We start from the raw sequence: 18644 nt of genomic DNA, 5'->3' as shown, positions 1-18644 counted from the left end.
GTCAGCGAGAACACGATCAGACTTGGTTCATTCCTCGGTGGACCCTCCGCGGCAAAGTCAGACGCACAACAGAAGCTGGCCGTAGTTGGACAGCCATGAGTTGGTTCGCTCGACGCGCCAGCGCAGCCCCAGCGGCGCTGTGACCGGTTCTGCGGGGCCGTCGTGGCCGGGTCTGCGTTTGGGGGGCCGCACCAGATCGCAGATGCCCGCCGCGGCGGCTGACCGGTCGACGCGGGCGCCCCAGTAGCCGCGGTCGAGGTGCAAGGTCTCGGTGTCGTGATGCAGCCCCCGTCGTTCGATCTCGGCCACGGTCGGGTCGAACAGCATGATGTCGTTGCGGTTCGCGCCCGCGGCGGCCCACCCGAGCGGGATCCCCGCCCCGTCGATCGCGATCGACCACTTCCAGCCGAGTTTTCGCCTGTCCACGGGGCTTTTGCCGGTCCCTTCCCCACCGCAGGGAGCTTTGTGGGTGGACCCGTCGATGCACACGTCATCGAGGTCGAGACCCACGATCCGGTCATAGGCGGCGATCGCTTCGGCCGCGATCCGCTCGAACACGCCCGCAGCGACCCACTCGTCGCGGCGCGACCGCAGCGTCGTGTCCGACACCTGCCATCCCAGCAGCGCCTCCGCGCACTGCCACGAGCAGCCCGTGGCCAGCCGCACCAGGATCCCCCAAAAGCACAGCCGGTCCGATATCCGGGGCCGATGCCCCCTGCCAAGGTCACGAACCGGCCGCACCGGCAGCATCGGCTCCACCGCCGCCCAGATCACATCCACCACCTCAGGCTCCAAAGCGCGCATGATGAAACCGGCCTCCACGGGTTGTCTTGTTCGGACAACCCGACCAATACACCGGGGAACCAGCCAACCCGTGGATGGCCAATCCGCGCGGCCTCTAAGTCGCAAACATCAGGCCATCTAAGGGTCCGCCGCGGGTCAAGGCGCGCGAACGATCCGTGGGATTACCAAGAGTTACGCACAGTTCCCGAGCGCAGACCACGCGACTTGACTTCTGGCGGGCCCTAAGTCACAAACAAGCCTGGCGTGGCTTGTTTGCGAGTTAGCGCTTGGTGCCTCTGACCTGCGGCTTTGCTGGCCCTGCTGAGCCTCCAAATGGAGGCTCCACATTTGAAATGGGGGATACTCCACATTTGGATCGGCCCGGTCGCGCTGCCAATCTACGTATCTGGTGCGTCATTTGTGCAGGTCAGACCCATAATTTCCAGCGCCTTGCTGTGCTGAGCGGCGTCATCTCGCCGTTACGCAACGGCGTCGATGCCCTCTGTAGGCCAATTCGTGCTGAATTCCGTGCCTATGGCCGCAGGCGGCAGCAGGCGTTTGTGCTGGTCACAGCATCGCAATGTCAAATGTGGAGCTAGCGGGCGTCGATTCGAGAACATGATCGGAATCACTGTTGCTCCAACGTCGGGCACCCTGAGCTTGGCCTGTGTCTCGTTCGTGCAGCGCTCCTGAAGCTCGCAGCGTATGCCGCTGTCTGCGACGGCGATGGCCATTGCGAGGATTTCATTTTCGCTGGTCAGATTGCTGCAGGACTCACCCAGCGGAACGCCGCGGTTGGCGCGATCTCCGATTCTGGGTCTGCAGCCCGAGCCGAACGAATGGCACCGAGGTGCCCTAAAGCCAGTGCAGTCCGCGTAAACCTTGGGTCTATGGTGCCTCCTCGGGTGTCAAGCAGCTCACTATGGAGGGACCCGGTGCTGAGATACGAGACCTTCGCGGACGTGCGGCTCGGCGGCGGCGGCTTCAACTGCGGATCAGTCGCGTCGACCCGCGATCATGCTCCGCCGAAGGTGTTCTTGGACGAGCCCTATCCCGACAACATCATCAAGGTCGCAAGCTGCGCCGCGTGCAACGAATCGGCATCGTTGGATGAGCAATATGTCGCCTGTTTGATCGAGGCGACGCTGCGCGGCAGCACCGACCCAGACGATCTGCAGCGATCCAAGATCGCCAGGACACTCAGACGCGACCCGGCTCTGCGGTCGAAGCTTGCCCGAGCGAAGTTCGATGTCGACGGCTACATCGCGTTTCAGCCGGAGAGCGATCGAGTCAGCCGGGTCCTGACCAAGATGGCTCGCGGTCTGTGGTACTTCGAGCATGCAGAAGCCCCGACCGACATGGAGACGATCTGCAGGTGGTGGACGGCACCGCTGTCGCCTGCGGCAGAGGCCGAGTTCTTCCGAACCTCGTCGCTGCAAGGCTGGCCAGAAATCGGAAGTCGCGCATTCGTGCGTGCGTGCCGGGGACTCGTGGATTCCACTCACAGCAGCGGCTGGCTAGAGCTTCAAGAGGGCAGATTCTCCTACTCGACTGACGACGGACGCGTCCGTATGATCCTCAGCGACTATCTGTATGTCGATGCCTTGATGGACGCCTGACAGCCCGTGTCGCGCATCGGCGTGTGAGCTGCCAAGATCGTTCCCGCTCAGCCGGATGTCTGTCCGGACGAGTCGCCACGGGCGGCCAGGACGGAGAACGCACTGGAAACTGCAGGGCTTCTCGGGCAGCAGCACATACTCGCGGAACCCCGCGTCGCTGTTCCACGCTGCCCTGCCAGGCGTTGTTGCTGTCGCAGCCCCGTCCTCTCGCGCCAGCGAAGCCGAACGGACTGGGACGCAGCCGCGGCTCTACAGCGGTGATCTAGACCCGTCCGTCGACTCCACCGCTATGGTTCCGCGCCATGGCTACATACGAGATGACGGTTGATCTTGCCGTCCTTGAGCACCTTGGCATCAACCTCTACAGCAACATCGCCGCGGTCTTGGCTGAAGCTGTCGCGAATGCGTGGGATGCAGACGCAACGAGCGTCAGCGTTCGACTTGATCAAGACAATGACGCCATTGTGATCAGCGACAACGGCGTCGGGATGACCGTGGATGACATGAACGATCGCTACCTCCGCGTGGGTTACGCGAGGCGCGAAGATGACGAACAGACAGGAAACACGACTGCGCTAGGCAGACCCGTCATGGGTCGCAAAGGTCTCGGAAAGCTGTCGCTATTTTCAATCGCTGACACCATCAGCATTCAGTCTGCGAGAGACGGCGAACGGCACGGTTGCCTTCTTACCAGCAAGGGCATTCGCGAAGCGAGCAAAGCAAGATCACAGTACTTCCCTCAAGCACTGCCATCTGACGAAGTCGAGATTCAGGTCGGGACCAAGATCATTCTAAATGACCTCAAGAGCGAGCGCCTCGGCGTCTCGGCCGCAGCACTTCGGAAGAGGCTGAGCCGACGTTTTTCGATTCTCGGCATGGCGCATGACTTCGACATGGTCATCAATGGAAAAGCCGTCACCCCTGACGATCGCGGTGACCTGCGTGCCACCGAGTACATCTGGACGATCGGAGAGTTCAACGAAGACCTGTCGCGTCTTCCTTACTTCAAGAACCACAAACAGATTCCCACCGAATATGTCGCGGAGGACCCAGGGTGGCGTGTTGAAGGCTGGATAGGAACTGCACGGAAACCAGCCGACCTGAACGTGAAGAAAATTGGCAACCTCAACGGAGTCGTGCTGTTTGCCCGTGGGCGCCTATTTCACGAGAACATACTCGAGAGCCTTAGCGATGGCCGTCTCTACACCAAGTACATCACAGGACGAATCAACGCAGACTTCCTTGATGCCGAGGGTGATGTCGACCTCGCGACAAGCGATCGCCAGCGTGTACAAGAAGACGATGAACGGGTTATAAAACTCAAGAAGTATCTCAAGCGAATATTGAATGAGGTCGAATCCGATTGGACCGAGTGGCGTGGCGCCCAAAAACTAGAGGACATTGTCGACAAGACACCCGCAGTAAGGGAATGGTTGAACACTCTTGGTCGCGGCCCACGCAAGCAGGCTGAATCAATGATTCGGCGCGTCGGCAGAACCCACTTCGACAATGAGTCCGACCGCAACGAACTGCTGAAACACTGCATCTATGCCTTTGAGCGCATGAAACTTCGCGGCTTGACGGCGGAACTTGCGGAAGGCGTTGAAGATGCCGACACCCTTCTTCGACTCTTGTCAGATCAAGACAGCTATGAGGCAGCGCTGTACTACGACATCGTGACATCCAGACTGCAGGCCATCAAGGGCCTCATTGATGCAGTTGACAACAACTTGCGCGAGCGCGCCCTCCAAGAATATTTGTTCAACCATCTCTGGCTCTTGGACCCTGCTTGGGAGCGGGCATCCGGAAGCGAACGCATGGAGACGCAATTGCTCAAGGAGCGAGTGATTGTCTCCGATCTTTCCAAGAAGGAAAAACTGGGACGAGTTGACATCTGCTACAAGACGATCGCCGGGAAGCACATCATCGTTGAGTTAAAGCGCGCGGATCGCAAGATGAAGATTTCGGATCTCTATGATCAGGGCACAACTTATGTCGACAAGGTCACCAAGATCGCTCGGGCTCAAGGCGAATCCAATCCGCGGGTAGAGGTGGTGTTCGTACTTGGCACGGTTCTCGCAGAAGAGAGCGAAAACCCCGATCGCCTACGAAGCCTTCTGGATTCTATTGCCCCCGGTTCTCGTGTCGTGTACTACGAGACACTCATTGCACAAGCTCAAGATGCGTACAGCGAGTTCTTGGGCAAGAACCGAGAATTCGCCGTTGTCCAAGCTATTGTCGACCAAGTCTAGGCACTGCAAGACATGGTGCGAGGCTGTCTGGTTGTTTTGCAGAGACGCAGCACCGAGAGGCTGTTCGTGTCCGTCTAGTACGCAGCGGTTATCGCTTGGCCGATTGCTTCGGCGAGTGGCAGGGGTACGGCGTTTCCGATTAGCCGGCCGGCTGTTGTGATCGCTGGCATCGTGCCATCGGGCACGAACTGGTATGAAGACGGGAAGCCTTGCAGAAGGGCGCCTTCGCGCAGCGAGAGTGCCCGCTCTTGGTCCGGGTGGCCGAATCTGCCTGTCCCGTATCTGAAGAACTGGGTGGTGAGGGTCGGTGCCAGCTTTTCCCATTCCATGCGGCCGTACACGGCGTCATAGCTCGCTCCTGTACGACGCCGGTGGCAAGGTGCGCGCAGTCGCTCTGGCCAGTCGCGCCATGTCCCTCCTGGCTTCGATTCTCGGATTCGTGCCAGGTTCAACGGAGACAGATAAGGGGCGATGTGCAACGGGTCGTCCAGACAGTATTCGCCGGAGTCCAACCGAGGAAGCCCGCCTATGGCGTCTTGGACCGACCGGGGGGCATCATGCGTCGGTGCGCCGAGCGTGAGCGGTCCGTTGAGTGATGCGAGCAGCACAATTCGTCGGCGGCGCTGCGGCAGTCCGTAGTCAGCTGCGTCGACTGTCTCATGATGGACCCAGTACCCGGCATCAGTGAGCGCCTTGACGAAATCGCTGAAGACTCGGTGCCGCCGGATCGTCGGCACATTCTCCATGGTGACGACTTCCGGGCGCACCTCTGTTGCCAATCGCTCAAACTCGTACAGCAGCCTCCAACGGGCGCTGTCTCGTGTCCACTGCCCGTTGGTGTAGGTGGAGAATGGCTGGCAGGGTGCACATCCCGCCAGCACCCGTGTCGTGGCGCCGTCGAACCATTCGCAAAGCTCATCAGCGGTGAGGTCTTCGACGCTGCGCTGGTGAAAGATGACCCCAGAGTTGTTCGACTCGAAGGGGAACCTGCAAGCAGGATCGATGTCGATCCCGGCGACGACCGGTATGCCGGCCGCGATGAGACCGTGCGTCAGGCCGCCCGCCCCGCAAAAGAGGTCAACGCCGACGAGGCGCGGCTCTATGAAGCTTCGTCGGCCTGCTGACGCGGCGGGCATCGGAACGGAGGCGAGGCGGCGGTCATCGCATACTGCGTTGGTTTCATGCGAGATAGTCAGCGGTCGCTAGCTCCTCGGGATGTACAGGGCGCCTGGCGCCAAGCGTAGGAGGGGCGTGTCACTTGAGGTCGGGGTACGCGTAGCGACGACACGGGCCGTCAGCAGATCAAACCACTGGAACAGTACCGGCACGGTGCGTCTTCTCACGAGCATGCTCGGGGCCGATGATGTCCGGACGCACTGCAGCGACCTCGCTGCGACAGCGCGACGCGAACCACTCATGGCAGTTCCCCGGCTACAACCGACGGTACCCGCCGCACCAGCTTGACAATGAGCCCAGGAGTCTGGATGCCAGCGATCGCCAATCCCGTCTCGTCTGCATGACATCGGATCTTGGCGTCCCGGCATCGCAAGAGCAAGGAATTAAGGCAGGCACTGCTCGGGGCTTCGGGAAGCCAAAGCGCCTCAACGCTCCTTTTGAGCATCTTCCCGTTCCGATTGTGGGCATTCTCACACTCGGAACACAATGCGGGAGAAAGGATGGCTCAGAAATCGGATGGCGGCGACAAACAGCAGATGATCCTCTCGCGGCTGCGTCACGGATCGACACTTCAGCAGGCAGCTGCGGCGGCAAGACTCGCCCCAAGCACCCTGAACCGCTGGCGCAAACGCGACCCCACTTCGACGCGCAAGTCAAATCAGCGATGGCAAAGCCGCAGACTGCGCTGCGGCTCCCCGCATGTGACACCACGACCGACAGTGCCCGCGCAGCATTGAGCGCAACGCAGCACCATTCGGCTGCCGAATACTGGAGAACCCGCAGACGGTCCACTCAGTCGGCCTACACCGACGACATGACAAGAATCGTCGACATGTTCTCGTTGTTGGCTGACATCAGCGAGAACGGGGCAACACCACCCCATGATCCGGACCAGCTAGCCGACGAACGGGACGCTCTGGCTGACACCAAATCTGCCCAAGCCCTTGAATGCCAGCGCAGCGGTGACATAGCTCTGGCTCGCATCAACGACGACTTGGCAGTCGCCAGCCACAGAATCGCCGACGAATGGCTCAAGACCGGCAATCGGGCACGCCGAAGCGCGCAACTACGCCACACTTCTGCCTGAACCTGGACACAGCACCACCGACGCTGTGCTGCGGGTCGCGGACGCGGCTACCGACCCAGGAGTTTCGACGGAATGTCCGCCAGCTGCCCACGGCAACAGCCGACGGCATCCTGCGCGCCAGCTCCACGACGAGTCCCGCTGCCCTGATGCCAGCAGGTGCCAAGCGCCTCGTGGGGGTGCTCGCGTGGGGCTGCCCTGCGATGCCAGCAGCGCTCGGCGACACGATCCACAGCGCTCACGGCGATGCACAGCAACCGCTCACGGACTGACAAGGGGCGACTCCGAGCCGGGGTGGGCGCCTCGTTAACCAAGCAAGCCAACCAGTCCTGAGGCAGCCCTCGTTCGCTGGCGATCTCAGCAGCCAGCTCACCGGTGTTCTCGTTCCCCTCGCCCTGCGACCCGTTGATCGCGGCCTTGGTGTTGCCGCTCCGGTGAGTCACGGCGATCATCATCCCGCCCCGGCCGCAGACCGGTGCTCGGATGCCTCGTTGGTCGAAGCGGTTGGCGAGTTCGGTTAGCGCCGCGGTGAGTTCAGGACTGTTGGATGCCCGCACCCCTTCGGAGGTGCTCCGCGTCGTGTCAGCCATCGGCTGCGACACTCGCAGGCCCGCCTTCGTGCGGTTCTGGGACGGCACCGAGGAATCCGTCTACGGCAACGGCTGGGTCGACATTCAGCCGGGCCGATTCTCGTATTCGACTGATGACGGGCGCGTCCGAATGATCTTCGGCGACTACCTGTATGCGGATGTCTTGATGTACGACTGGCTATCCGCGCTGATGGCCAAGGCGATCAACGCGGATAGCCGCGTCGTTCGCGCTTGACCTAGTGTCGCGCCGGCTCTTGGAGGTGGTGTGGCATCGGACGGCCTGAAGTGGCACTGGGAGGACATCGATCCGGCTCGGACCGGGGCCAGCGGCGACTTTGAGGTGTGTCTGAGTCTTCCGCGGAGATCGGCTGAGAAATGAACCAAGTCATGCTGTGTTCTCGGGGTTGTTGGTGGTGGTCCGGCGGTTGTGGTCGAGCCGTCGTGTGCGGGCTCGTTGGAGGCCTTGCCGGCGGGCCTCGCGGATCGGTTCTCCTCGTTGGTGGTGTTCGTCGTCGGGGGTGACGTAGCCGAGCGCTTCGTGCAGCCGGACTTCGTTGTAGTCGATCCGGATGCGTGCCAGCTCTGTGTCGAGCAACGCCGGGTCGGTGATCTCGTCGAGGTGGGGCCATTCGTGCTTGATGTGCCCGAAGAAACTCTCGATCCAGGCTTGGTCGGTGGGGGTGTGGGGTCGGCCGTGGTGTTGGGCGATGGCCATCATCGCCATGTAGGCGCGGGTGTCGTGGCTGGTCATGGCCGGGCCGTTGTCGGACACGGCGAGCAGGATCGGCCGGTCGGGGTCGTCGATGTCGAGATCGAGGCGGTCGTCGGTGAGCAGCTCGTCGAGATCTTGGGCTAGCAGCGCCTGGTCGAAGATGACGCGCACTTGGGTGGAGGTCTCCTCGGTCGAGACCAGGGTGGTGATCCAGTAGCGGGAGACCATGTCGACGATGGCGAACACGCAGCGCCGGGCCCGCCCGAAGTGGGTGACGTCCCAGATCCAGATCCTGTTCGGTTCCCAGACCAGCCAGTGGGGCCACGGCGTCTTGGGCCGCCGTGGTGTCGGCGGCTGTTCGGGCAGCACAAGCCCGTGGGCAGCCAGAACGCGCCGAAACGTCGAGGGGGCCACCCACACCCGGCCCACATAGGAACCGCGGTGGGCGAGCTTGCGGTGCGACCGGTCGACCGGTCCCCACTCTTCAGCGACAGCGAGGACCTCCGCGACTTCGTCGGCCAGCACCGCATGCACCGGCGCGCCGCCCGGGGCGAGGTCGCTGAGCGTGCCCAGCTCGCGTCGGCGGGCCCGCCAGCGGTGCACCCGGTCGTCGGAGACCTGCCACACACCGGTGGCCCATGTGTGCCAGAACCCGGCGGCAACGGCGTCGTCGACGGTGTTGAGGACCAGCTCTTTGGCCTCGGCGGGGACTCTCGCCGGGACCGGTCCGTTCAGTCCCAGCCGGATTTTCCCCGGACAATGGCCAACTCGATCGCTTGGACCTTGATCGCCTCGGTGAGCTGACCGATCTCTGCCCGGGCCGCTTCGAGCTCCCAGTTCCGTTCGGTGGCCGGGCGACCCGGTTTGCGGGCCAGCGCAGCCAGCGCCGCGTCCTTCACCGTCCGGCGGATGGAGATGATCGTCGACACATCGACCCCCCACTTCCGGGCGGCGTCGGCCTGGGTGATCTCTCCGCCCGCGACCTGCAAGTAGATCTCCCACTTCGTCTCCGCGGACAGCTTCTTCGGTCGACGCCGACCCTCGCTGACAGTCATCTGATGCTCCTTCACGCGTCAGCGAGAACACGATCAGACTTGGTTCATTCCTCGGTGGACCCTCCGCGGCAAAGTCAGACGCACAACAACTTGTCCAAGATGTTCAAGAACGAGCCTGTCAAGGCACCTGGGGTGTTTTCCATTGACGCTCCGGATGCGGCGGCGGCACTGCTGGTGCGCGAAGTGATCCAAAACTCGTGGGACGCCGCTTTGGAACGCCGAGAGTTGGAGGGCGAGAGCGAGCCGTTCGAGATCCGCTTCAAGCTCCGGCGGGAATCGAATACCCGACGGCAGGAGATTGCGGAGCGGCTTGGGCTGTGGGAACTCGCCTATCGAGCCGAGCGGGTGGGAAATCGTCGCAGTCTCGGCCTCGATGACATGGACTGCCTCGTGAATTTGGACGAGGACGACGATCTCACGCTGTTGGAGATCAGCGAACGGGCTGGCGGCGGCATGCACGGGCCGTGGATCGGTGACCAGTCGAAGCTGTATCTGGCTCTGTGCAGCATCGGCATCACTCCAGATGTGGCAGGCCGCGGCGGTTCGTACGGCTACGGCAAGGCAGGGCTGATCAGAGGGTCGGCGATCCGGACGGTCGTGGCGTACACCTGCTTCGCTGAGCAGCCCGACGAGCCTGGGGTGACGCGCCGGCTGCTTGGGATGACCTATTGGGATCGCCACCTGTTCGACGGCGTGAGCTGCACCGGATCGGCGAGATTCGGGGTGCCCCGAGAGGAACTTGGCATCGTGCCGTTTGAGAACGACGAAGCCGATGCCGTCGCCGCGAGCTTGGGCCTGAGGGTGCGCGATCCCGGCGTTGATGCTGACCGCGGGAGCACCTTTTTGTTGGTTGAGCCCACGGTGACCGTCAACGATGTGGTGTCGGCTATCGAGCGATATTGGTGGCCTGCGCTTTGTGAGCAGTCGCTGAACTTCGAAGCAGTCGTCGAGGACACTGCAGGCGACGAGCATCATCCGCGTCCTCAGTCCAGCGAGGCGATCCGGCCGTTCATAGCCGCCTATGAGGTCGCGACCACCGCCCAGGACAGCCGGCGCAAGAACATCCGGCGCCGCCCGCTTCGCAAGCTCGGTGAGTTCGAATCGCCGGGAGTACTGGGATTGGTTGCCGATCTGACGAGTTGGTCGCATCCCGAGTACAGCGAGGGCGAGTCAGGCGTTGAGCACCGCAGCCTTGTGGCTCTCGTCAGGGAGCCGCGTATGGTTGTCGAATACCTTGAAGCTGGCGTATCTGCCCCCTTCGTCCGCGGCGTATTCGTGGCGGACGAGTCGGTCAATGAACCGTTGCGGCTGACCGAGCCGAAGGCGCACGACGCATGGCAGACGGTTGCGTCGAGCGATGTGCCTGCGCGGTTCGCTGATCTTGCGAAGACGCTGACACGTCGGATCAAGCAGGCCGTCGCAGGGTTCAAGAATGACCTCACACCGATTCCGAAGCCGGCCGAGGACTTGAGGATGCCGGAGTTCGACCGGATAATGCGATTGCTGATGCGCGGCGGCGGGGGAGGCGACCCGACGCCTCCCCCGGCCGATGAGCGACCGTTCTCCATTCGCCCAGGCGGCCAGTTGGCGGCCCGCGACGACGGTTTGCTGTTTCTGGAAGGCGCAGCGCGGATCGAATTCAGCCCTCACCACGAAGTCGATCCTGAGCTGGGCGACGAGATCGAGGTCAGCGTGACCTACCGATTCATGGAGGAAGACCATCCCCGCGGATTCGTCGAAATGGCCATACAGCCTCCGTCAGGATTCACGCTCGTTCCCGGCCGAACCGACCTCTACCGCGGGTTGTTGTTCCCAGGCACTCCGGCTGAGTTCGAGTATCTGAGCGAGTACTACGACCCGAACTGGACCGGCAAGCTGTTCGTCACCGCGAATCTGGTACCGCGCGACGATGCGACCGAACGGGCAGTGCCGTGAGCCGCGAATCGCGAGAGTTCCGCCCGTTCGACCTCGACGAGAGGCTGGTTCACGCGTTCGATGGCACGATGTTCTCGTTCGGCGACCAAAACTGTGTCCCCGGCGGTCGAATACTCGTTGAGGATCAGTCATTCGGATTTCGCGCCCCGAGCCTTGCATGGAGCACTGAGGACGCATTCGAGGACTTCAAGAAAGACTTGGACGGTGGCACGGTCGGGATGGGCCTTGAGGCCATCCAGGTGTCCCTGATCGTGACGGCACGATCGAGTTATCTGAAGCACACCGAGGTCGTCTTCAGGAGCGACCTGTCGGCATCGGCGTCGCTTGAGCGAGTCGTCGCGCTGGGAGCGGCACCCGACGGCAACCGCCGCGAAGTGTTCCGCGGGGGCAGTCACAATGTCGTCATCGATGCGTTCATCGCTCTCGGCGAGGATGTCGAGAAGACACCGCTCAGGCCTTCGCATCAGGGCACTTGGCTCACTCGCGCATCGTTCCGGATTGAGTGCGAGAGCAGCGCGTCGCTGTTCAAGCCGCTGCCTCTGAGCGACGCTCAGCGCGATCGACTGAGGCTGCGTCCGGGAACAGTGCATTTCGTTGAATTCGACAACTGCGAGCTGACCGAGCCGCTGAGCGAGACAGAACGCCCGATCCTGTGGGTTGACGAGCATCTGCTGACGACTCTTGACAACCACCGCAACACCCCGGCAGGCGTCCAGCTGCAAAAGCAGCTCGCTCTTGATGTGATCGGCGCCGCGATTCACGAGTACGCCCGGCAGGCCTCGGACTCCAGCCAGCCTCAAGCTGAAGAACTCGCTCACGCTGACTACGAAGGAATTCGAGACAGCCTGATCGGGCGCATCGCTCGCTTGGTCGCGGGCGGAACCAACTCGAAATCGGCGTGTGAGACAGCGCTGCACATGTGCCGGACGGAACCAGCACGCGCCTTTGCGTGGGCTGAGGACAGGATCGCTCTCCGGTCAACTGTCCGAACGATGCTGGAGGGAACGGATTGACCTACCCCTATATGTCCGATGCCGCAGCTCTGCGCATCGCCGACCAGCGCATCACCGAAGCGGCAGCGCAACCGGACCGAGCAAGGCTCCACGACCTCGAAGCCGACCTTGACGACACCGTGTCATGGCTGGGGGACGCGCCCGAACTCGATGTGGACAGGCTTCGTCATGCACAGCTCCGGATCGAGCAGATGGCCGAGGACGAGGCCGGTCAGCTCGATCTTGACCAGATCGAAGGCAAAGCAGCGTGCGTGCTGTACGAGGCCCTCGTTGAAGCTGGCACACCCACCGAGGCGCTCTCCGAGGCGGGGTTCTGGCGGTATGTGTCGCTCGTACACATGTGGAACTTCTGTGTCTTCCGGCAGCCCAGCGCGTTCAAGGCAACACCGGAGCCGAGGGAGAGCCACAAGCAGTACATCGACGGCGAGATTTCGTACCTGTGCGTGCCGTCCCGCATGTATCTGAGGGTCACCGCTCTCGGCGGCCGCGACCATGCCCAACGCGACGGTTTGGCATGGGCCGTCCGGGGCGGCACGGATTTCTGGCGCAGCCACATCCATCGCGTCAGGGTCGGCGAGCATCCAGCCATCGTGCGAGCGATGGTGAGGCGCCAATCTGCTGAGGAGACGAGGCTCTCGACTCTTCCGTTGAGGACATTCGCGAAAGAGCTCAACCGCACGCTCACGAATCTGGTCCCGTCGCTGCTCGACGACGAAGACGCCGACCGGTTCGTCCGGGAATTGTGGGAGCGGCGACTGCGCGAGGCCCCAGCCGAAGCGTGAGAGAGTGAAGACCCAGATGCCGCGATCTCGGGAAAGCCGGTGAACCCACCGCACACCGCCAACGCCGCCCCGCCGAGGGTCAACTTCCAGCCACGGATCGAATCGGACCCTCCAATGCAGCGCTTCACGCTCCGACAGGGCCGGCTCACGCATGTGCTTGAGGTCGACGGCCGCCAGATGCGCTCGCAACTTGAGCTGCCTGCCGACCTCGCGGCAGATGTCGATGGCGAAGACGCGGCGCTGCTCGACAGGTGGTGGAAAGCAATCCTCCGTGGTTCGCTGCCAATCCCCGAACGAGGTCAACCCGATGCCGGCGGCCAACCGCTGCGCATCGTGGACCTGTTCTCGGGCGTCGGCGGGTTCGTGCTGGGGGTCAAGCTCTTGGCAGCGGAAGCCGGCAAGCGACTCGTGTGCGAGCTTGCCGTGGACACCGACGAAGCCGCTCTTGCCGTGCATGCGCGAAACCACGGCACCCGCAGACGCTCGGCCGAGTCCGTCGCGTCACTGGTGGACTATCGCATCCGCGGCGACGGCGACAGCGCCGAATTCGTCTACGAACCCGAACTGATCGGGGAGCGTCTCCAGCACGCATGCGCCGATGTCGACCTGCTCATCGCCGGACCGCCCTGCCAAGGCCACTCGAATCTCAACAACCACTCGCGGCGCAACGATCGGCGCAACTACCTCTACCTCGCGGTCCCCGCATTCGCAGTGGCCTGTCGGGCACGCGCCGTCATCATTGAGAATGTCACCTCGGTCGTGCACGATGGCGCCGAGGTCGTACGAACGGCGCGTCGTCTCTTTGAAACCAACGGATACGCCACCGACGAAGGTGTGATCGCCGCAGACGCGATGGGCTGGCCGCAGACGCGCAAACGCCATTTCTTGGTCGCCCGCCGAATCGGCGATGCCGCTGAAGCAGCCTTTCCGCTGCCCATCTCAGATGTCGCAACGATGCTGGCCGCGCCATCAGCACGCACCGTGACATGGGCAATCGGATCGACGGAATCGCTGTCGACAGATCCCGCCCTGCATGTCACCGCGGAATACACGGCAGAGAACCTCGAACGCATCGAGTGGCTGTTTGACAACGACGAATATGACCTAGCGCTCCAACACAGACCCAAGAGCCATCAAGCGGGCACCACCTACGGAGCTGTGTACGGACGCATGCACGCCGACCGCCCCGCTCCCACGATCACGACTGGATTCAACACGCCCGGCCGAGGCCGCTTCATACACCCAAACGAGCCGCGCACAATGACGCCTGCCGAAGCAGCGCGACTGCAAGGCTTCCCCGACACATTCCGCTTCACCACCGACCCCAGCGCACCACCCGGCAAAGCAGCGCTCGCCAAGTGGATCGGGGACGCCGTCACGATGCCCCTCGGTTACGCCGCAGCCCTCAGTGCTATTGGGCCAGGACTCAAGCCGTGCAAAGACGGCTCTTCAGCGTCGAATTGACATCGCACCTCACCTGACCCGAGCGTCACTATGTTGCCAAACCTGTGGGTGCCCCGAACTGTGTCGTGGCTGGTCAGGCGGCATTGCGGTACTCGTTGATGAGTTCGCCACAGCGTGCTGTCTTCACGACTTGGAGGTTCCCGTCTGGCTGGTCTGCAGCGTCGGTGGCGACGGGTGGTAGCTGGTTTAGTGAGCGGTGGGGCCGGTGGGTGTTGTAGTGATCGATGTAGTCGACGACGAGCCTGTTGAGTTGCCGTTGGTTCCAGATGATGGTGCGGTCGAGGAGCTCTCGGCGCAGGGTGCCGATCCAGCGTTGGGCGAAAAGCTCGGCGAACTTGGCCGAGATGAAGTTCGGGCCGATGTCGGTGAGGACCTCGTCGACGGGCATCTGGTTGGACCAGAACCAGTCCTGGGCTCGCCGCCAGAACCCGCAGTGCGTGTCGGCTTGATCCTCATCGTGGTCCCCGACGTACACGACCCGACCGTCGTCGCCGACCACTGTGTGCAGATTGGTGCAGCCGATTCGCTTGCGGTGCTGCCGGGAACCTTTGGTGGCCACGGAGGCGCAATCTCTGCGACCGAAAACCCCTTCTGACCTGCTACGATGCAAAATCGCTTGTGGAGCTATGCGAATTATTTTGTGGAGCTATCTGGCTTGAAACCAATACGCACCGTCTGACCTGCGGAAACTAACTGGCCGACATCCCACAGAGGGATATAGGCGAGTTGCGTATCCTTGTATCGGCCAGTTATAGCCATTTTGGGCTGTTTTGGGCATTGTCCGAGTGCTCTGAGGCCAGTTGAGGTGGCTTCAGGGCTGCCGATGGTCATCGCGTCATGTGGATGCACGCTTGGGACGTTCCTATAGATGTCAAGTGCGGGTTGTGAGGGTGGAGAGGTCGGCTCGGAGGGTGCGGTAGAGCTCTCGGGCGACGAAGCGTTTGAGGCAGCGGATGGCTTCTTTTTTGGTCTTGCCTTCGGCGAGGCGGCGGTCCATGTAGCTGCGGGTTCGTTCGCAGTAGCGGAGCCGGACGATGACGATCATGTGCAGGGCTCGGTTGGCGTCGCGGTTGCCGGCGAAGTTGAGTCGGTGACGCTGGGTGCGCCCGCTCGATGCGGGGACCGGCGCGGCTGCGCACAGGTGAGCGAAGGACGCCTCAGAGCCGAACCGGTCGATGTTCTCGCCCGCGGCGACGAGCAGGGTCGCGGTGTGGTGAGTGCCGCACCCGAGGCGCGACAGAGTTGTGGGTGCTGCGGTAGCGACCAGCCGGTCGAGCCGGCGACCGAGCTCGTCGGCCTCAGCGCCGAGCTGGGCGACGCGGCGCCCGAGGCTGCGCAGTGCTGCTTTGGCGGCCTGGGCGGGATCGGCGAGACGGTTCGGATCGGGCCGCAGTCGAGCGCACACGGCGGCCTTGCCCTCGAGGGTCCGGCGGGTGTCGAGCTGCTCGCGCAACGCAGCGGGAGCGGTGACGAGCAGGTCGCCGAGCTGACACAACGCGGCGGAGCGGGCCTTGACGGCGCTGTTGCGGGTCACGCTGAGCTGGCGGATCGCCTCGACGATGCCGGTGGTGTCGGTGGCGGCTGCGGTCGCTTCGCCCGAGAGCACCTTGCGGGCAGCGGCCTCAGCGTCGATGGCGTCGTTCTTGCCGCGACGCGAACGCAGATGCGGGTGCGGCTGGTTGACCTCGATCACTCGACAGCCCTGATCGACCAGCGACCGCGTCAGAGCCGCACCAAAAGATCCGGTGGACTCGACACCGACCGTGGTGATCTGGCCGAACGACGCGAGCCATGTGTGGGTCAAGCGGTAGCCGGCGCGGGTCGCAGGGAACGATTCTGTGCCCAGTACTCGGCCGAGCGGGTCGAGCGCCGCGGCGACGTGGAAGTCGGTGTGGCAGTCAATCCCGCCGATCACCGCCTGGTGTGGATCTGGCATGCTGAAGTCCTTCATCTCGGAGCGGCTCGCGTGCCGGAACGGGACGGACATAACAGTGATGAGGCATCTGTGGCACAGGTTCCTATGAGGTCACGTCGCTCGTTCCGGACCGGCCGCAGCTGACAAGTCCAAGAAGCGGGCCGGCGACATCGACGAGTCCCAGGCAAGGCACCCACAACGCGCAGGGCCAGTTCAGTAGCAAGTCAGACGTCGACGGCCCACTCCCCGCACACATCTTCACTGTTGAGTAGAGATTCGGGTTGTTGAGTCACGGCCGGGGTGGCTGTGACGGTTTGGCGGTAGTAGGCGGTTTGGTGTTCGGCGGGTGTGGTGTAGTTGCCGCGGCCGGCGAGCAGGGCGCTGTGGCTGCGTCGGTGGTTGTACCAGTCGACGTATTCGAGGGTGGCGAACTCGACATCGCGCAGTCCTTGCCACGGTCCTCGGGGGTAGATCAGCTCCCACTTGTAGAGGCCGTTGGAGCTCTCGATCATGGCGTTGTCATACGGATCGCCCTGGCTGCGGACCGAGGCGACGATGTCGTTGTCGTCGAGCCGCTGGCTGTAGCGGATGGACAGATATTGCGATCCGCGGTCGCTGTGATGGGTGACCCCCTCGGTGCTGCGGCCGTCGCGGCGGCGCCCCGAGACGGCCGTCTCGGGGGCGTCGAGCGCCAGCTCGGTGCGCATCGACCGCGAGGCCTGCCAGCCCAGCACCCGCCGCGAATAGGCGTCGATCACGAACGACACGTACACCGGTCCGCTGCGGGTGCGCACGTAGGTGAGGTCCGCGAGCCACAGCCGGTTCGGGGCCCGCACTGTGAAGTCGCGGTTCACCAGGTCCGCTGGCCGGTCGGCGTCGGGGTCGGGGTCGGTGGTGCGCACCGTGGCGCCTCGGCGGGTCCCTTCGAGGCCCAGCTGGCGCATCAGCCGCTCCACAGTGCAGCGAGCCACCGTGATGTGCTCGACGCGGTTGAGGTGGTCCCACACCTTGGCCGCCCCGTACGCGTCGTAATTGTCCCGGTGCACACGAGCGATCTCTGCGCGCAACCAGGCGTCGCGCTGCGCCCGCGCCGACGGCGGCCGGCACCTGGCTGCGTAATAGGCGCACGGGGCGATCCCGACGCTGTGCTCGCACACCACAGCGCAGATCGGCTCGACCCCGAACCGGTGCCGATGGGCGCCGATGAACGCCGCTATCGCTTCGACTGGCGGTCGAGCTGCGCCCCGAAGAAAGCCGACGCCGCCTTCAATATCTCGTTCGCTCGGCGCAGCTCACGGTTCTCGCCTTCGAGCTCTTTGATCCGAGCACGCTCCAGTGTCGTCACGCCCGGGCGGGTCCCGCCGTCGATCTCAGCTCGGCGAACCCACAGCCGCACCGTCTCAGGCGTCGGCCCCAGCTTCTCCGCGACCGACCAGATCGCCTCCCACTGCGACCCGTACAGGCGCTCATTGTCGAGCACCATCCGCACCGCACGTCCACCCAGCTCGGCGGGATATCTCCGATTTCCTGGCATTGCTCCATCCTCTCAAGGAACAGAGCCTCCACCAAACAGTGAAGATGTGTGCGGGGAGTGGGCCGCACACTGGGTTTGCACCATGTCGCCGACCAGACCGCGAAGCTGCCCACCGAGATCCGTGACCAGCTCACCAGCGACGGCAAGATCGAGAGCAGGCTGTGCCGCCTCGCCCACATCGACCCCGACATCGACACGACGCCCGCCGGCGCGTACCGCCTCGAATGGCTACAAGCCTTCATCGATCAGGACCGCACAGCGCGTCGCGAGATCCGCCGCCTTGAGCGTCTCATCGACGGGCTGGCAGACCGCCACGGCACCACCCTGCGCGACGAAACCGGCATCGGCCCGATCGCAGCCGCCACCCTGCTGTGCGAGGTCGGCGACCCCCGCCGGTTCGACCGCGAGTCCAAGTTCGCCCGCTGGAGCGGCACCGGTGCCGTCGCGCTGTCCTCAGGCGAAGGCCAAGGCAACCCGGTCAAGCACCGGCTCGACTTCAGAGGCAACCGACGCATCAACAGCGTCCTCTACATCGCGTCGGTCACCCAGCAGCGCAGCCAGCCCGAAGCCGCCGCCTACCTCGCCCGCAAAGCCACCGAAGGCAAGACCCGGCGAGAGGCACGACGAGCCCACAAACGACAGCTCGCCAACCGGGTCATCCGCCGAATGTGGCGCGGCGAAACCGCCAGAAACCCCACCCACACACTCGCCGCTTGACAAGGGAGCGTCT

The 18644-nt window shown here is 63.4% G+C and carries 17 protein-coding genes and 1 other annotated feature; of the genes, 9 read left to right on the top strand and 8 right to left on the bottom strand.

What is annotated here, in order from left to right:
• Nucleotides 1-57 precede the first annotated feature (57 nt).
• Nucleotides 58-822, bottom strand: a complete 765-nt coding sequence (locus ACQY5K_RS19080; protein WP_428118702.1) for an IS5 family transposase — start codon at nucleotides 820-822, stop codon at nucleotides 58-60.
• An 896-nt stretch (nucleotides 823-1718) separates the two neighbouring features.
• Between ACQY5K_RS19080 and ACQY5K_RS19075 the strand changes: the two genes are divergently transcribed.
• Nucleotides 1719-2402 carry a hypothetical protein gene (locus ACQY5K_RS19075; RefSeq protein WP_428118699.1) on the top strand — a complete coding sequence of 228 codons (684 nt, stop codon included), beginning with the start codon at nucleotides 1719-1721 and terminating at the stop codon, nucleotides 2400-2402.
• A gap of 302 nt (nucleotides 2403-2704) precedes the next feature.
• The gene (locus tag ACQY5K_RS19070) at nucleotides 2705-4654 is read left to right on the top strand and encodes a BbrUII/HgiDII family restriction enzyme (protein WP_428118696.1); all 1950 of its coding nucleotides are present in this window, start codon (nucleotides 2705-2707) and stop codon (nucleotides 4652-4654) included.
• A gap of 74 nt (nucleotides 4655-4728) precedes the next feature.
• Here ACQY5K_RS19070 and ACQY5K_RS19065 read toward each other — a convergent pair whose 3' ends face one another.
• Entirely contained in the window at nucleotides 4729-5790 is a 1062-nt protein-coding gene (locus ACQY5K_RS19065; protein ID WP_428118694.1) for a DNA cytosine methyltransferase, read from the bottom strand.
• 854 nt (nucleotides 5791-6644) lie between these two features.
• On the opposite strand from ACQY5K_RS19065, the gene ACQY5K_RS19060 reads away from it, so the two are divergent.
• On the top strand, nucleotides 6645-6917 hold the full coding sequence (locus ACQY5K_RS19060; RefSeq protein WP_428118691.1) for a hypothetical protein: 273 nt from the start codon (nucleotides 6645-6647) through the stop codon (nucleotides 6915-6917).
• A gap of 47 nt (nucleotides 6918-6964) precedes the next feature.
• On the opposite strand, the gene ACQY5K_RS19055 is transcribed toward ACQY5K_RS19060, so the two are convergent.
• Nucleotides 6965-7504 carry a hypothetical protein gene (locus tag ACQY5K_RS19055; RefSeq protein ID WP_428118689.1) on the bottom strand — a complete coding sequence of 180 codons (540 nt, stop codon included), beginning with the start codon at nucleotides 7502-7504 and terminating at the stop codon, nucleotides 6965-6967.
• On the opposite strand from ACQY5K_RS19055, the gene ACQY5K_RS19050 reads away from it, so the two are divergent.
• Nucleotides 7494-7739: a hypothetical protein gene (locus ACQY5K_RS19050; RefSeq protein ID WP_428118686.1), complete on the top strand. Its 246-nt coding sequence runs from the start codon at nucleotides 7494-7496 to the stop codon at nucleotides 7737-7739. The genes ACQY5K_RS19055 and ACQY5K_RS19050 overlap by 11 nt on opposite strands.
• A 150-nt stretch (nucleotides 7740-7889) precedes the next feature.
• Here ACQY5K_RS19050 and ACQY5K_RS19045 read toward each other — a convergent pair whose 3' ends face one another.
• Nucleotides 7890-8843, bottom strand: coding sequence for a transposase (locus tag ACQY5K_RS19045; protein ID WP_428114710.1), 954 nt, complete (start codon nucleotides 8841-8843; stop codon nucleotides 7890-7892).
• A gap of 104 nt (nucleotides 8844-8947) precedes the next feature.
• On the bottom strand, nucleotides 8948-9271 hold the full coding sequence (locus ACQY5K_RS19040) for a hypothetical protein (protein ID WP_428114711.1): 324 nt from the start codon (nucleotides 9269-9271) through the stop codon (nucleotides 8948-8950).
• Between the two features lie 99 nt (nucleotides 9272-9370).
• Between ACQY5K_RS19040 and ACQY5K_RS19035 the strand changes: the two genes are divergently transcribed.
• The 4 genes from ACQY5K_RS19035 to ACQY5K_RS19020 are packed head-to-tail and all read left to right on the top strand — an operon-like array spanning nucleotide 9371 to nucleotide 14465.
• Nucleotides 9371-11206 (top strand): hypothetical protein, encoded by a 1836-nt coding sequence (locus tag ACQY5K_RS19035; RefSeq protein WP_428118684.1) that lies wholly within the window; start codon nucleotides 9371-9373, stop codon nucleotides 11204-11206.
• On the top strand, nucleotides 11203-12219 hold the full coding sequence (locus tag ACQY5K_RS19030; RefSeq protein WP_428118681.1) for a hypothetical protein: 1017 nt from the start codon (nucleotides 11203-11205) through the stop codon (nucleotides 12217-12219). Before ACQY5K_RS19035 ends, ACQY5K_RS19030 begins: the two co-directional genes overlap by 4 nt.
• Nucleotides 12220-12230: 11 nt before the next feature.
• Nucleotides 12231-13001 carry a hypothetical protein gene (locus ACQY5K_RS19025; RefSeq protein ID WP_428118678.1) on the top strand — a complete coding sequence of 257 codons (771 nt, stop codon included), beginning with the start codon at nucleotides 12231-12233 and terminating at the stop codon, nucleotides 12999-13001.
• Between the two features lie 39 nt (nucleotides 13002-13040).
• Complete coding sequence (locus ACQY5K_RS19020) at nucleotides 13041-14465, top strand: DNA cytosine methyltransferase (protein WP_428118675.1); 1425 nt, start codon at nucleotides 13041-13043, stop codon at nucleotides 14463-14465.
• 73 nt (nucleotides 14466-14538) lie between these two features.
• On the opposite strand, the gene ACQY5K_RS19015 is transcribed toward ACQY5K_RS19020, so the two are convergent.
• The 3 genes from ACQY5K_RS19015 to ACQY5K_RS19005 all read right to left on the bottom strand — a co-directional run bounded on the left by ACQY5K_RS19015 (nucleotide 14539) and on the right by ACQY5K_RS19005 (nucleotide 17914).
• Nucleotides 14539-15024 carry an integrase core domain-containing protein gene (locus ACQY5K_RS19015; protein ID WP_428118672.1) on the bottom strand — a complete coding sequence of 162 codons (486 nt, stop codon included), beginning with the start codon at nucleotides 15022-15024 and terminating at the stop codon, nucleotides 14539-14541.
• Nucleotides 15025-15336: 312 nt separating this feature from the next.
• On the bottom strand, nucleotides 15337-16401 hold the full coding sequence (locus ACQY5K_RS19010; RefSeq protein WP_428118669.1) for an IS110 family transposase: 1065 nt from the start codon (nucleotides 16399-16401) through the stop codon (nucleotides 15337-15339).
• Between the two features lie 203 nt (nucleotides 16402-16604).
• Nucleotides 16605-17914, bottom strand: a protein-coding gene (locus tag ACQY5K_RS19005) for an IS3 family transposase (RefSeq protein ID WP_428118666.1) whose coding sequence is annotated in 2 segments (ribosomal slippage) — nucleotides 16605-17635 and nucleotides 17635-17914 — 1311 coding nt in all. Because the reading frame shifts where the segments join, the coding sequence is not laid out codon by codon here.
• Nucleotides 17508-17636: a sequence feature (AL1L pseudoknot), on the bottom strand. Its footprint overlaps the gene before it by 129 nt.
• Before the next feature lie 57 nt (nucleotides 17915-17971).
• On the opposite strand from ACQY5K_RS19005, the gene ACQY5K_RS19000 reads away from it, so the two are divergent.
• Nucleotides 17972-18631, top strand: coding sequence for a transposase (locus ACQY5K_RS19000; RefSeq protein WP_428118663.1), 660 nt, complete (start codon nucleotides 17972-17974; stop codon nucleotides 18629-18631).
• Nucleotides 18632-18644 lie beyond the last annotated feature (13 nt).

The sequence above is a fragment of the Candidatus Poriferisodalis sp. genome, assembly GCF_965262965.1.
Lineage (GTDB): Bacteria > Actinomycetota > Acidimicrobiia > Acidimicrobiales > Poriferisodalaceae > Poriferisodalis.
Note: the sequence above shows the minus strand (reverse complement) of the source record. Positions and strands in the feature narration are given on the sequence as shown.